Genomic DNA, 14,482 nt, shown 5'->3' on the forward strand with positions numbered 1-14,482 from the left:
GAATGATGCCGAGTCAGACAATCGCTGCCGGGTAGGCCCCCAGCACCTTCAATTGCGCGGCCACCGGGCCCAGGTCGGCCAGCGCCGCCTGCAAGGCGCCGCTCTCGACATGACCCTCGACATCGATGAAGAACACATATTCCCACTTGGCGCCGCGCGCGGGTCGCGACTCGATCCGGGTCATGCTGATGCCGTGCTTCGCCAGCGGCGTGAGCAGTTGATAGAGCGCCCCGGGTTGATCCTTGACGGCCAGCAGCAGCGAGGTCTTGTCGTGACCGCTGGGTGGAAACAGTTCTCGCCCCAGCACCATGAAACGGGTCGTGTTGTCGTCCCTGTCCTCGATGTTGGGCGCCAGCACCTTCAACCCGTAGACCTGGGCTGCGGACAAACCGGCGATGGCCGCGGCGTCTTCGGCATTGCGCGCCCTCCGTGCCGCTTCGGCATTGCTGCTGACGGCAATGCGCTCGGCCTTGGGCAAATGGCGCCGCAGCCAGCCGCGGCACTGCGCCAGCGACTGGGCGTGCGAATAGACCCGTTCGATGTGCTCCAGATCGGCGGCGCGCGACAGCAGGTTCTGATGCACGCGCAGCTCGATTTCACCGCAGATCTTCAGCGGCGTGGTCAGAAACATGTCGAAGGTGTGGTGGACCGCGCCTTCGGTGGAATTCTCGACCGGGACCACGCCGAAGTCTGCGTTGCTGTTTTCGACTTCGCCGAAGACCTCCTCGATGCTGGCCATCGGAATGGCGATGACCGAATGCCCGAAGTGCTTCTGCACGGCGGTCTGACTGAAGGTACCTTCCGGTCCCAGATACGCGATCTTCAGCGGATTCTGCTGCGCCAGGCAGGCCGACATCAGCTCGCGAAACACCCGCACCAGCTCTTCATTCGACAGCGGACCGTGATTGCGGTCAGCGATCGCCCGCAGCACCTGGGCCTCGCGCTCGGGCCGGTAGTAATCGATGGCCTGCTTCAACGGTCCCTTGGCCACACCAACCTGACGGGCATAGCCGGCACGCTCGCCGATCAGTTCCTGGATCTGGCGGTCGACCGCATCAATGCGCTCGCGCAGTTCCGGCAGCGAAATCTTGGGTGTCTGATCAGCTCGCTTCGGCATGGACGGGTCCTTGGCGGACAAGAGATTTCTCGGTCTGGCCCGAAACTACAGTACGCGAACCGCCAGAATGCCTTCAATCTTCTTCACCGCTTCAATCAACTCCGGCGTCATCGGCTGATCGAGATCGAGGATGTTGTAGGCCAGCTCACCGCGCGAGGCATTGTGCATCTGGGTGATGTTGGCACCGGATCCGCCCAGCAGCTGCGACAGCTGACCGATCATGTTCGGCACATTGCGGTTGGCGACGGTGAGGCGCTGAGCCCCGGCGCGGGCCAGGCGCACGCTCGGGAAGTTCACGGCGTTGACCACATTGCCGTTTTCCAGATAGTCGCGCAGCTGATCGGCAACCATGATCGCGCAGTTCTCCTCGGCTTCCGAGGTCGAAGCCCCCAGATGCGGGAAAGCGATGACCTTGGGATGGGCGATCGTGCGCGGGGTCGGAAAATCGCTGACATAGTGACCGAGCTTGCCGCTGTCGAGCGCGGCGATCACGGCTTCTTCGTCGACCACGCCTTCGCGGGCGAAGTTCATCAGCACCAGTCCATCACGGGCACCGGCCAGCGCGGTGGCGTTGATGGTGCCGCGGGTCGCAGCGTTGAGCGGCACGTGCAGCGAGATGAAATCCGAGGCGGCGAGCAATTCGCCCAGACTGCCGGCCTTGTCGACATCGCTGGAGAGCTGCCAGGCGCCTTCGACCGTCATGTGCGGGTCAAAACCGATGACGCGCATGCCGATGCCCTTGGCCGCGTTGGCCACGCGCACACCGATGGCGCCAAGGCCGACCACGCCGAGGGTGCGCCCGACCACTTCGCTGCCCACAAAACGCTTCTTGCCGTCCTCGACCTTGTGCTCCAGTTCCGGATCGGCCGCATCCAGGCCATGCACGAACTCGGTGGCTTCGCGCAGATTGCGCACCGCCATCAGCATGCCGGCCAGCACCAGTTCCTTGACCGCGTTGGCGTTGGCGCCCGGCGCATTGAAAACCACGATGCCGTGCTTGCTGAGCTGGGTCACCGGCACGTTGTTGGTGCCGGCGCCGGCTCGGGCCACGGCCTTCAGCTCGGGATTGACCTCGATGCTGTGGAGATCAGCCGAGCGCACCAGAATCGCATCCGGGTTCTCGAGCTTGTCGCCAATCTGATACAGATCCTTGGGCAGGCGCTCGGTGCCGCTGGTCGAGATCTTGTTGAAAGTGCGGATCTTGAACATCTGGGCTGACTCCTTGATTAGCCGTGGCTGCGCTGAAATTCGCGCATGTAGTCGATGAGGACGCCGACGGCTTCTTCGGAAATGGCGTTGTAGATACTGGCGCGCATGCCACCGACCGCTCGATGACCCTTCAGGCCCAGCAGACCCTGTGCTTCGGCACCCTTGAGGAAGGCGCCGTCCAGATCGGGGTTGGCCAGAATGAAAGGCACATTCATCCAGGAGCGGTAACGCGGATCGACCTTGTTGGTATAGAAACCGCCGGAACCATCGATGGCGGCATACAGGGCCTGGGCCTTGCGCTCGTTGCGCTCACCCAGCGCCTTCAGGCCGCCCTCGCTCTTGACCCAGTCGAACACCAGCGCCGCCACGTACCAGCCGAAGGTCGGCGGCGTGTTCAGCATCGAGCCGTTGTCCGCATGAGCCTTGTAATTCAGGATCTGCGGCATCGGCCGCGGCTTGCGTTCGAGCAGGTCGTCGCGGACGATCATCACGGTGATGCCGGAAGGACCGATGTTCTTCTGCGCACCGGCGTACAGCACCCCGTAGCGGGAGACATCCAGGGGCCGCGACAGGATGGTGCTGGAGACATCGGCCAGTACCGGCGCCGAACTTTCCGGAAGGTCGTAGAACTCGACGCCGTGGATGGTCTCGTTCGGGGTGACGTGCAGATAGGCCGCGTTGTCACTGAGCGCCCAGGTCGACACCTCGGGTACGGTGGTGAAATTGGAGTCGACGCTGCTGGCCGCTGTCCGCGCCGAGCACAGGGTCTTGGCTTCCTTGAAGGCCTTCTCGCCCCAGGCACCGGTGATCACATAGTCGGCGGCTTGATCCGGCGCCGCAAGATTCATCGGCAGCAAGGCGAACTGGGCGGTAGCACCGCCCTGCAGGAACAGCACCTTGTAGTTGGCCGGTATCGCCATGATCTCGCGCAGCGAGGCTTCGGCTGCTTCCGCCAGCTGGACAAAAGCCTTGTCGCGATGGCTGATTTCCATGACCGAGGCGCGGGCCCCGCGCCATTCCAGCATTTCTTCCTGTGCTTGACGCAGCACTGGTTCGGGAAGTGCGCCGGGACCGGCGCTGAAGTTGTAGGCACGGCTCATGGGCGCGCTCCTGTCAGGGCTTGATGCGCCGCAGCATATGACAGCCCCCGCACGCGGCGGAAGGCTTGCGTATTCGAATACACTCAGGTTCAGGAAATTGCCCGCGAAGCGCCCGAGCTCGTATCAATGCGCTAGCGCATCGGATACGGGCGATCCACGTGCGGTTGCAGGTCCAGACATGTACGGGGGCCACCTGCAATCTACAGGTCCAGACTTGTCTGGACGCTCTTTACGGCACCTGTGGGCCAGACTCTGCTCCGGACCCACCAGCGCCCGACAGCCGCCTAGGGATCAGCCGGCTCGACCGACACGCGCACTCGCAGCTTCTCGCCCGGGTCATAACCCAGCCTGGAGAAGAACACTTCGCCGCGATAGCGGTACTCGACGTCGTAACCCACGATGCGGCGCTCGTCATAACCGCTCTCGACCACCCGACAGCGGGTTTCCACGCCGCGACGGCTGCGCGAGGGGTTGTCGTTGGCGTCGACTTCGCGGCCCACGCCTGCGCCGATGACGGCCCCGGCGATGGTGGCAGCCTTGCGGCCATCACCCTTGCCAACCTGATTACCGAGCGCGCCGCCAACCAGTGCACCGACGATGGTACCGGTAGTGGTGTTCTCATAACGACCGCTGGAGCGCGTCACTTCCGCGTCGTAGCACTCTTCGCGCGGCTCATTGATGCGGACGACATCGTAGATCGGATCCACACGCAGCACGTCGGCATAGACCAGACGCACATTTTCGTCCCCTGGATATCCCTGCGGTGGCAGGCGGTCCCGCGGTTGAGCGCCAGCGATGGCCGGCAGACCCAGAACTGCAATCATCAAAACAAAGGACTTGCGCATCGGAGCATCTCCGTGACGGCATGGGTGCCGCTCTCTCGTGGGGGGCATTACATCAGCAGGGCGCTGAATGCTGTCTGAGAATGCGTTCCGGTTCCAGCCCCCTGTTCAGGCTTCGCGAGGGAGCCCGCGAACCGGTACCGACCGGCCCTTGCCGACCAAGGCCACGAGCCGGCGGCGAGCGCAGCGGATTTCGTTCGACACCGCGCACTCAGGCAAGACCAGCGCCAGCTTGCATCAGCTCCCGGTACTCGGATTCGAAGCGTTCGCGCTGCCGATGGCGGCCGGCCTGCACGTATTCCCGTCCGCGGACACCGACTGTGGCGATCGGACGGCGAGCCGGGCCAAACATCCACGAGCCCATCACCTGGTCAACCGTGCACCCGGCCAGGGTCGCATCCTCGGCATCCAGCACCAACCAGTCAGCGTCTGCGCCGACCTGCAGGCCACCACTTCCAGACCCTGCGGCCTGGGAACCACCCTGCACCGCCTCGTTCCACAGATTGACGCCGACGTCTGCTGCGCCCGCATTTGCCAGAACCGTACGTCTGCCGGTGGCCAGACGTGCCTGGTATTCGAGCCAGCGTAATTCCTCACGCGGATCGAGACCGATATGACTGTCCGAGCCTATGCCCCAGGCGCCACCTCGGGCACGTAGATCGGCCAGCTCGAACAGTCCATCGCCGAGATTGGCTTCGGTGGTGGTGCAGATGCCCACCACCGCGCCCGAACTGGCCATCAAGGCGCGTTCGTGGGGCAGCGCATGGGTGGCGTGGACCAGACAGAAGCGCTGGTCCACCGCCAGCGTGTCAAAGAGAAGCTCGATCGGGCGGCGAGCGTGCCGCTGCAGGCAGTCCTCGACCTCCTGGCGCTGCTCGGCGATGTGTATGTGCAGGGGGCGGTCATGCCAGAAATCGTCCGCCAGCAATTCTGTCAACGTCGGCGGAGCCACGGCCCGCAATGAGTGTATGGCCGCGCCAACTCGGACGCCCCCGCCTTCGTGGGCCACGGCCAGCGCTTCGCACAAGCGCATGAATGTCTCTGTAGCGTGCTGGAAGCGCCATTGGCGTGGGGACAAGGGCTGATCTGCGAAACCGCCACGCTGATACAGGGTCGGCAACAGGGTCAAACCGATTCCGACCTCGCCGGCCGCAGCCACCAAGGCGTCGGCCATGGCTGTTTCCGGCTGGTAGGCCTTGCCGTCGGCCTGATGATGGACATAGTGGAACTCACAGACCCGCGTGTAGCCCTGTTCGAGCATTTCCGTGTACAGCCATCGGGCGATGATCCGCAGACGCTCCGGATTCATGCCCCCGGCATGCTGATACATGGTCTCGCGCCAGCTCCAGAAACTGTCGTCGGGCCGGGAATAGCGCTCAGCCCGGCCAGCCATGGCGCGCTGGAAGGCATGGGAATGCAGATTGGGCATGCCCGGCAGCACAAAACGCCCCAGCGAGGGCAAGTCAGCACGCGGCGTGTCTGGAACCACCTCGGCCCAGCGACCGCTGGCATCGGCCCTGAGTGAGACATTGGCGTGCCAGCCGTTCGGCAACAATGCGTGGTCGCAGTGACCGTGGATCATGTGCTATCCCTCATTCCGTGGGCATCGATGCTACGACGCCCGGGCGGCCGTGGGAGCGGATGGCCGAAACCTGCCGATGCTGATGGAACGAGGTTCGCATGTGGGATTGTTTGTGGATTGCTCCCAGGCTCTGGATGGGTGGCCCATCGATGGCCTTGATCGAGGATGCTGCGCTGGCTGTCCAGGGCGACCGGATTGCCTATGTGGGCGCGGTCAAGGATCTACCCGATGCACCCTCGCAACTGGCGCGCGAGGTCAGACGCTATGCCGATGGCCTGCTGACCCCCGGCCTGATCGATTGCCATACCCATATCGTCTTTGCCGGGAACCGCTCCGACGAATACCAGCAGCGGCTGGCCGGTGCGAGCTATGCCGATATCGCCGCCAGAGGCGGCGGCATCGCCCGCAGTGTGCGCCTGACCCGCGCGGCCAGTGTTGACGAGCTTTACGCCCAGGCCCTGCCGCGCGCACGGCAACTGGTGGCTGACGGCGTGACCACGCTGGAAATCAAGAGCGGGTACGGTCTGGATCTGGAAGCCGAGCGCAATATGCTCAAGGTGGCCCGGCGCCTGGGGCGGACGCTCGGGATCACGGTACGCACGACCTACCTGGGATTGCACAGCCTGCCTTTCGATGTAACAGATCGCGCTGCCTACATCGACGACGCGGTCAACGAATGGCTGCCGCAGCTGGCCAGCGAGGGTCTGGTCGACGCAGTCGACGCCTACCACGAGGGCATTGCCTTCAGTGCCGAAGAAGTCGAACGCCTCTATATCAAGGCAGCAGCGCTGAATCTGCCCCTGCGCCTGCACGCCGACCAGCTGTCGAACCAGCAGGGCGCCGCGCTGGCGGCGCGCCATGGCGCGCTGTCGGCGGATCATCTCGAATACACCGACGCCCGCGGCGTCAAGGCCATGGCCGGCGCAGGAACCGTGGCGGTGCTGCTGCCCGGCGCCTTTCTGGTGCTGAAGGAGAAACGCAAGCCGCCGGTGTCCGCGCTGCGCGAGGCCGGTGTCGCCATGGCCGTGGCCACGGATCTGAATCCGGGCACGTCGCCATTGCTGTCGCTGCGGACGGCCGCGCATCTGGCCGTCAGCCTGTTCGATCTGCAGGTGGAGGAAGCGCTGCGTGGCGTGACCGAGCATGCGGCCAGCGCACTTGGGCTGCACGGCAGCCACGGCACGCTCGCAGTCGGCAAGCGCGCCGATTTTGTCTGGTGGGACGCGGAGTTCCCCTCAGATCTGATCTATTGGATCGGTGGCACGCTGGCGAAAGAGGTGATCGCCGGCGGCAGCGTCATCCAGAATCGTGCCAAGGCCAACGGGGCTTCAGAGCGTTACTGAACTCGCAACCCGGCGACGCAGAGACGATCAGGCCTTCTTGGCAGCCTTGACCGGCGCGGCGGCCTTCTTGGCGTGCTGCAGACGGCTATTGCCATAGGAACCCCGGAAAATCTTGCCTTTGCGGCTGCGCTTGTCACCACGACCCATATCAAACTCCAGTTGCTGAAGTCGGCGACAAGCCGACGGAAAGGGCGCGAAGACTAACAGTCACCAGAGCGTTAAGCCAGCTTTGATGCCCATTGCGCCAACAACAGGCCGCTCATCCAGGCACCCTCGATGCGCGAGCCATGGCACCAATCGCCGCCGAGGGCGATCCGCCGCGCCTCGTCCGCGATGATGCCGAGTTCCAGCGGCGGTTGCGCCAGCGCGTATCCCCAGCGGTGCAAGGCACTGCGCGCCGGATCTACCGGGGCTGATCCCAGCGTCGAATGGAAGGCCGAAAGCAATCTCGCCTCGACCTCGGCCGGTGGCAGATCGAAGGTCTCGCGGCTGAACACCGGTCCGGCATGGACCAGCCAGCGTTCGCCCAGCGGTCGCCCCGGCTTGCTGCTGTCCCGGGCGATCCAGGACAAGGGCCCGTCGTTGATGAAGGCCGCATCGAAGTCGACCGGCAGGGCTTCTGCAAAACTCAACATGAGGGCCCAGCACGGACCGAACTGCACGGCTCGGGCAGGCTCGACCACGGACTCGAGCGGCAGAAGTTCCACCGCCTGTGCCGGCGGCAAGGTGCACAACAGTGCCGAAAATGGTCCTCTGGTCGACGCGTCCTTGAGGTGTAGCAGCCATCCCCGGGCTGAATACTCGACCCGCACCACTCTCTGACTGCATTCCAGATCGATGCCCTGCAGCAGATCGGTGGCCAGCTCACGCATCCCGGGCACGCCGACCCAGCGGATCTCGCGCGAATCGAGACGCTGCACGCCCTTCGCATCGATGCTGGCCAGGCGCGGCTGCCAGGCCTGCACCACCCCGGAGGTACGCCAAGCCTGGACCTGCTCCAGAAACCGCGGATCGCGCGCCGTGAAGTACTGGGCGCCGTGATCGAAGTGCGCGCCCTCGCGAGTGCGGGTCGCCGCGCGCCCACCCGGGTTTCGACCCTTGTCGAAGACCCGGACGGAAAAGCCGCGACGGTGCAGTTCCCGGGCTGCGCTGGCACCGGCAATGCCGGCGCCCAGAATCGCCATCGGTAGATTCATCAGCCCTGCCCGGTGGAGGCCAGGAACAACACCAGATGCATGACGACCACCGCTCCCGACAGGCGCGCCCGCAGCTTCATGAACCACGCCGGCCACTCGGGTGCTGGTCTGCGCATGACGTCAAAGACGCCAAGCGCCGCGTACAGCAGGCCGAGTACCTGGACCGCGTCCATGGGATCGATCAGCAGGCAGGCGCAGGCGAAAAGACTGGGCAGCACCGACAGCGTCAGAGGTCGCCAAGAGACTTCTCCGAGCGCCGCGCCCCAGCGCACACCACCGAGAAAGGCCAGAATGACCGCGGAGTAGGCGACAAAGCCACGAAGAGCGATGGCCCGCAACTCGGCGTCTTCGGCGATCATCGCCATCAACGCCGCGAGCGCGAACGGAATCAGCCCCGCGCCACCGAGCCAGGCGGCTGGGGCGGGAATCTGACGAGACATGAATGCGCCTGGTGCTGCCAATGCCCTACTCCTTCACCGGGAGCTGACGCCGGTTGGCATCAGCTAGAGAACTGTTTGAACCATCGCTGGGAGACGCATGATGGAATATCTGGATGTGCTGGAAAGGTGCAAACGCGAGCTGCCACGGGCTTTCGAGCGCGGATCGGCCGAGGAAAAGGCGGCACTGGCGCGTTTCGGCAAGTTCTTTGCCGACTTCTCACCGAACAAGATCGAAGGCCTGCTCGACCAGACCTATGCGCCGGACATCTGGTTCAACGATACGCTGAAGACCATCCAGGGTCGTGATTCCCTGCGCCAGTACCTCAAGCACAGCGCCGAGGCGGTGCAGAATTGCCAGGTGGAGGTCCTCGACACGCTGTCCAATGACCAGGGCGACTATTTCCTTCGTTGGACCATGGTGATCCGTTTCCGCCGTTTCAAGCGCGACCAGGACACCCAGACCATCGGCGTCTCGCATATCCGCTTCGACAGTAACGGCCTGGTGCGTCTGCATCAGGACTACTGGGACTCGACCGCCGGACTGTTCGAGCACATCCCGGTGCTGGGCGCGGGCATTCGGGCGATCAAGCGTCGGGTGTAGACTTTTGGCAAGCTCTGCACCTACCACGCAGGAGTTCCGCCATGACCCAGCCTGCTGCCACGACTGCCACGATCATTCCCACTTTGCGCTATCGCAAGGCGCTGGAGATGATTGACTGGCTGGGCAAGGCCTTCGGCTTCACGCCCCACGCGGTCTACGCCGAGGGCGAGGTGGTGCATCACGCCCAGTTGGTGTTCGGAAACGGCATGATCATGCTCGGCAGTGCACAGGCAGACAGCGAGTGGGGTCAGTTCAGTGCACAGCCCGATGAAGTCGGCGGACGCAACACGCATGGTTGTTGCGTGATCGTGGACGATGCCGATGCGCACCACGAACGCGCCCTGGCCGCTGGCGCCGAAATCGTCATTCCGATCAGCGATCAGGACTATGGTGGTCGCGGCTACGCCGCCCGCGATCCCGAGGGCTTCGTCTGGTGGTTTGGCAGTTACGATCCCTGGGTGGGCTCGAAATAGCCTCGAGCGGCGAAGGCGGTTGAACCTGAAGCCGTTGGTCGCGGATGAATCCGCTCCCACAGGTGCAGCACTATCCTGTCCGTGAGGACTCTGCCCGCGGGAGCTTCCGAGCTTGACCCTGTAGGTCTCCACGCTCTTCTTCGCGTCCTCTCTGCTTTTCCTTTGCGTACTCTGCGTCCAGCCTTTTGGCCTCGATCTGCCTCAGGACAGGATTGCCGTGGCACCAGCCCCGACCTGCCTCAGGACAGGATCGTCGCATAGCCAGTCGCGCCGCAAGGGTGCTCCTGCAGTCCGCAGATCAGGGCTCTTCCGCAGCCGCCTCACGTCCCTGCTGGCGGATCAGCGCCACCTGGCGGGCATCCTCGATCGAATCGAGCACTGCATACAGATCGGCGGTGTGCTCGTCGAACTCGAATTCGCCGGTGAGCGGGGTGTCGGGCTTGAGCTCGCCGTGTTCGTACAGCGCCCACATCTCTTCGCCGTAGTAGGTCTTTGCCAACTCGGGCGCGAAGCGCGACAGGCTGGCGCGCAGATTGTTGACGTCACGCAGCAGCATGGTTCTGGCGGCATTGTTGCCAGCAGCGCTGACCACCTGCGGCAGATCGATGATCACCGGGCCATGGGGCGCCACCAGCACGTTGTACTCGGACAGATCGCCATGGATCAGGCCCAGACAGAGCATGCGCACTACATCGCGCACCAGTCGTTGGTAGTAGTCGCGAGCCTCGTCGGCCGTCAGCTCCACCTCACCCAGGCGCGGCGCGCTGTGGCCATCGGCGTCTGTCACCAGCGCCATCAGCAGCACACCATGAAAATAGCCGTGGGGCCTCGGCACGCACACTCCGGCATCGGCCAGCCGGTAGAGCGCATCCACCTCGGTGTTCTTCCACTCCTCCTCCTGCTCACGACGGCCGAACTTGCTGGCGCGGCTGATCGCCCGCGCCTGCCGGCTGCCGCGCACCTGGCGCCCTTCCTGGTAGCTCACGCGCGCCTGGAAGCTGCGCTGCGCCATGTCCTTGTAGACCTTGGCGCAGAGCACGGCATCGCCGGCGCGAACCACGTACACGGAGGCTTCCTTGCCGCTCTTCAGCGGCAGCAGCACTTCATCTATCAAGCCATCGTCGACCAGCGGTTGCAGGCCCTTGGGAGTTTTCATCGAGTTTTCTGGTAGTCAGCTGTCGCAAGTATGGAGGATTCCACCGATCCACCGATGAACGCTGCGACAGCTTTGCGCCAGGCCAAGGTCAGGAGCCATCATGCGCGGGTTTTCCGCGGGGCGGTATGGGTTGGGAGTCGGGCTGGATGACGGGCTCGGCCTTGAGCTTGTCCGCCAGATACTGCAAGGCGGCTGTCAGCTGTGCGTCCTCGCCCAGCGCGGTGGCGTGGGGTGGATTGTCGACCTCGATGTCGGGCGCCACGCCGGTGCCCTCGATCAGCCAGCGGCCCTGGCGATCGTACTGGGCGTACTCGGCGACTCGGGCCAGACCCTTGTCGAGCAGGCGGTTGCGATCCGACAGCCAGATCCCGGCGCCGGCCGTGCGCATGCCGATCACGGGCCCCAGCTTCAGCGCCTTGATCCCGGCAGCAAAGGTTTCGCCATCGGAGTAGGTGAACTGGTCCGCCAGCACCACCAGATGGCCGCGGAAGCTCTGCTGCTGATTCCAGTAGGGCGCTGCGTCCACCGGATCCCAGTAGGCCCAGGTGCGGCGCAGAAGCTTTTCGATGATCCAGCTGTCGATGTTGCCGCCGCGATTGCGGCGCACGTCAATGATCAGCCCTTCGCGGTCGAACTGGGCATAGAAATCACGCACGAAACTCGCGATGTCGCCTGGACCCATGGCCCGCAGATGCAGATAACCGATGCGGCCCTGGCCGGTCTGCTCCACCGCATCGCGAGTGCCCTGCACCCAGTCCAGATAGCGCAACTGGGCTTCGCGATCGAGATCGATCGGCCGCACCACGGTGCGATGTGCTGCAGCGCCCTTTCGACTCAGCTGCAGCAATACCTGCTGCCCGGCCTGCTGCTGCAGGGCAGCGGCCAGATCGGCCCTGCTCGCAAGCGCTCTGCCGTTGACGGCCACGATACGATCGCCCTCGCGGGCATCGACGCCGGGTTGCAGCAAGGGGGCGCGCTCGGAGGGCAGTTCCGGATCGGTGCGATAGATATGCTCGATGTAGACCCCGTCGGCGGCGATCCGCATTGCCGCGCCCAGCGCGGAAGGTGTGGGCGCGTCGGGATCGGCGCGCAACTCGCTGCCGCGAACCTGCGAATGCAGGATGCCGTGCTCGGCCATCATCTGTGCCAGCAGGTCGTCCAGGTCGGCGCGATCGGCCAGCCGCGGCAGCAGGGTCTCGAAGCGCTGGCGGATGGCTGGCCAATCCTGGCCACGCATGCCCGGATCGAAGGAGAAACTCCGGTGCATGCGCCAGGCATCAGCGAACATCTGCCGCCATTCGGCCACCGGGTTGATCTGGACCGACCAGTCGGCAATGCGCACCTGAGCCTGGTCCAGCGTCTCAGGAAGCTTCTCCGGAGCATCCAGCAGCAACAGCTCGCCGATGTTGCCAGCGTCTCCCTGACGAGCCAGAAACAGGCGCTTGCGATCGGCTGTGAGACTGAAGTCAGCGACGCCCTCGGCCAGCAGCGCCAGCTTGGGCGCCTCGGCATCGATGGCCAGCACCGACAGCCGCGCCTTGGAGCCTGGCCTGGCATCCTGGTCGAGCACATAAAGGCGCTCGGGATGTACCGCCAGCTGTTGGTAATTGGCCGCCGGCACTGGCACTTCGAAGAGTCGATCGGTCAGTCCGTCGAAGGCGATGGCAGGCAGATCCTTGGTGACGTCGGCCTTCGCATCGGTGTCTTCCTTGGCAGTCGGCATCAGCTCGTCCCGCGGCGCAAAGGGAAAGCGCAAGCCCGGCTGCAGCGCCAGCGCGTAGATCCGCGCCCGCCGGTCGAACATCGGGCCGGTGTTGCGATCGCCCCAGGGCGAGGATGGGGTTGGTTCGAAATTGCGGTTGGACAGGAAATACAGCCACTGGCCGTCGGCTGAGAAAGCCGGCGAGTAGGATTCATAGCGATTGCTGGTGACGGTGGTCTTGCGCCCGCTGCTGACCTCGATCAGCACGATCTGGTGGCGCTGCTGCGCACTGTCCGGGCGCGCCAGTGCCAGATAGCGACTGTCGGATGACCAGACCACGGCCGAATAAGGATCATCGCGATCATGCTCGGCGCGCTCGAGCAGTCGGTTCTTCCCGCTGGCGAGTTCCAGCAGACCCAGTCGGCCACCCTTGGCGGTGTGCGCCAGCCAGCGACCATCCGGCGACAGATACAAACGCCAGCGATGTTCGCCGCTGTCGGCCACCAGACGCTGACCGGGACTGCTGCCATCCGCCGGATAGGACCAGATCTCGCTGAGGCCGTCGTGATCCTGAATCGTCAGTACCTGTTTTCCGTCCTGACTCAGGACCGCCTCACGCAGCCGGGCATCGGCAGGACCGGCAATATCGATGCGCCGGCGACTGCCGGTGCTGGCAATGGCCACCTTGCCGCGGGCGCTGACCACCACGGCGTCGCCGGCCGGGGACATGTGTGCCGATTCCAGGTAGTCCAGCGGCTTCTTCAGCCAGCGTGGCTGTCGCTGCTCGAAGTCGGAGACCAACTGGATGTCGATCTTCCGATCCTGCCCGCTGGCGATGTCGTAAAGGCGCAAGTCGGCGCCATGCTGATAGACGATGCGGCCTTGATCCAGACTGGGCGAGCGCACATCAAAATCGGTATGCCGGGTCAGCGCCACGGGATCACCACCGCTCTCCGGCAAGGACCACAGATTGGGTCGGCCATCGGCATCGGCCAGCAGATAGACCCTGCCCTGCCACCACATCGGCCGCGACTGGTTGGCATTCCAGTTCGGCGCCAGACGCGTGGCTTCCTGGTCGGCACCGAGGTTGAAGCGATACAGCTGCGCCATGGCGCCACCGCGGTAGTCGAGGGCGTTGTCGCCGCTGACGTGCAATCCAAAGCGCGTGAACCACAGCCGCTTCCCGCTACTGTCGAAACTGGCCTCGTTGGCGTCGGCCAGCGGCAGGTCACGGCTTTCACCCGTCGCCGGATCCAGCACGCGCAGCACCCGGCGGCCACTGGGGCCGACCACACTGTCGCTGGCGTAAACCAGTTCGCCACCGGGCATATAGCCCTGCAGCGCAATGCGGCCGCCGTCAAAGCTCAGCTGCCGGGGTTGACCGCCGCTCATCGGCATTACATGGACCTCTTCGTCGCCGCCATAGCTGGCAACGAAGGCCAGTTCGCGACCGTCCGGCGACACCGCCGGCTGCGTCTCCTGGGCCGGATGCGTGGTCAGCCGGGTGGCCTGGCCGCCGCTGACGGGCACCGACCACAGGTCTCCTTCGGCCACGAAGACCACCTGATCGCCGTGCAGGGCGGGTTGGCGATAGTAGGCACCGGTGGCGCTCGCCGTCTGGGCGACAGCAAGGAGCAGGAACGGCAACAAAAGACGCATGATCAGGATCCCGACAGCTGGTTTGCCCCGAGTCTCGCGCATCGACCGAGAACTTCAAGTGC

At 64.6% G+C, this 14,482-nt stretch carries 13 protein-coding genes; 3 read left to right on the forward strand and 10 right to left on the reverse strand.

The genetic code is table 11. From position 1 onward, the window contains the following. Positions 1–13: 13 nt before the first annotated feature. From pheA to H7A19_13340, 5 genes are all read right to left on the reverse strand, one after another. Positions 14–1,117 carry a prephenate dehydratase gene (gene pheA / locus H7A19_13320; protein MCP5475809.1) on the reverse strand — a complete coding sequence of 368 codons (1,104 nt, stop codon included), beginning with the start codon at positions 1,115–1,117 and terminating at the stop codon, positions 14–16. A 45-nt stretch (positions 1,118–1,162) separates the two neighbouring features. Beyond that, entirely contained in the window at positions 1,163–2,326 is a 1,164-nt protein-coding gene (locus tag H7A19_13325; protein ID MCP5475810.1) for a phosphoglycerate dehydrogenase, read from the reverse strand. 17 nt (positions 2,327–2,343) lie between these two features. Continuing rightward, positions 2,344–3,426: a 3-phosphoserine/phosphohydroxythreonine transaminase gene (gene serC, locus H7A19_13330; protein ID MCP5475811.1), complete on the reverse strand. Its 1,083-nt coding sequence runs from the start codon at positions 3,424–3,426 to the stop codon at positions 2,344–2,346. Positions 3,427–3,710: 284 nt separating this feature from the next. Beyond that, positions 3,711–4,250, reverse strand: a complete 540-nt coding sequence (locus H7A19_13335; GenBank protein MCP5475812.1) for a glycine zipper 2TM domain-containing protein — start codon at positions 4,248–4,250, stop codon at positions 3,711–3,713. A 229-nt stretch (positions 4,251–4,479) separates the two neighbouring features. Next, positions 4,480–5,850, reverse strand: coding sequence for a formimidoylglutamate deiminase (locus tag H7A19_13340; GenBank protein MCP5475813.1), 1,371 nt, complete (start codon positions 5,848–5,850; stop codon positions 4,480–4,482). Between the two features lie 98 nt (positions 5,851–5,948). Here H7A19_13340 and hutI point away from each other — a divergent pair, with 98 nt between their 5' ends. Next, positions 5,949–7,193: an imidazolonepropionase gene (gene hutI / locus H7A19_13345; GenBank protein MCP5475814.1), complete on the forward strand. Its 1,245-nt coding sequence runs from the start codon at positions 5,949–5,951 to the stop codon at positions 7,191–7,193. Between the two features lie 27 nt (positions 7,194–7,220). Here hutI and H7A19_13350 read toward each other — a convergent pair whose 3' ends face one another. The 3 genes from H7A19_13350 to H7A19_13360 form a co-directional block, all read right to left on the reverse strand. Continuing rightward, positions 7,221–7,340, reverse strand: a complete 120-nt coding sequence (locus H7A19_13350; protein ID MCP5475815.1) for a 30S ribosomal protein THX — start codon at positions 7,338–7,340, stop codon at positions 7,221–7,223. Between the two features lie 71 nt (positions 7,341–7,411). Further along, entirely contained in the window at positions 7,412–8,389 is a 978-nt protein-coding gene (locus tag H7A19_13355; GenBank protein ID MCP5475816.1) for an FAD-dependent oxidoreductase, read from the reverse strand. Further along, on the reverse strand, positions 8,389–8,829 hold the full coding sequence (locus H7A19_13360; protein MCP5475817.1) for a DUF3429 domain-containing protein: 441 nt from the start codon (positions 8,827–8,829) through the stop codon (positions 8,389–8,391). Before H7A19_13360 ends, H7A19_13355 begins: the two co-directional genes overlap by 1 nt. Before the next feature lie 97 nt (positions 8,830–8,926). Between H7A19_13360 and H7A19_13365 the strand changes: the two genes are divergently transcribed. Both H7A19_13365 and H7A19_13370 read left to right on the forward strand, forming a co-directional pair. After that, entirely contained in the window at positions 8,927–9,430 is a 504-nt protein-coding gene (locus tag H7A19_13365; GenBank protein ID MCP5475818.1) for a nuclear transport factor 2 family protein, read from the forward strand. 41 nt (positions 9,431–9,471) lie between these two features. Beyond that, positions 9,472–9,903 carry a VOC family protein gene (locus H7A19_13370; GenBank protein MCP5475819.1) on the forward strand — a complete coding sequence of 144 codons (432 nt, stop codon included), beginning with the start codon at positions 9,472–9,474 and terminating at the stop codon, positions 9,901–9,903. 298 nt (positions 9,904–10,201) lie between these two features. On the opposite strand, the gene H7A19_13375 is transcribed toward H7A19_13370, so the two are convergent. Together H7A19_13375 and H7A19_13380 are read right to left on the reverse strand one after the other, a co-directional pair. Continuing rightward, on the reverse strand, positions 10,202–11,059 hold the full coding sequence (locus H7A19_13375; GenBank protein ID MCP5475820.1) for a serine protein kinase RIO: 858 nt from the start codon (positions 11,057–11,059) through the stop codon (positions 10,202–10,204). Positions 11,060–11,147: 88 nt separating this feature from the next. Continuing rightward, entirely contained in the window at positions 11,148–14,420 is a 3,273-nt protein-coding gene (locus tag H7A19_13380; protein ID MCP5475821.1) for a PDZ domain-containing protein, read from the reverse strand. Positions 14,421–14,482 lie beyond the last annotated feature (62 nt).

Source organism: Rhodanobacteraceae bacterium (assembly GCA_024234055.1).
GTDB lineage: Bacteria > Pseudomonadota > Gammaproteobacteria > Xanthomonadales > SZUA-5 > JADKFD01.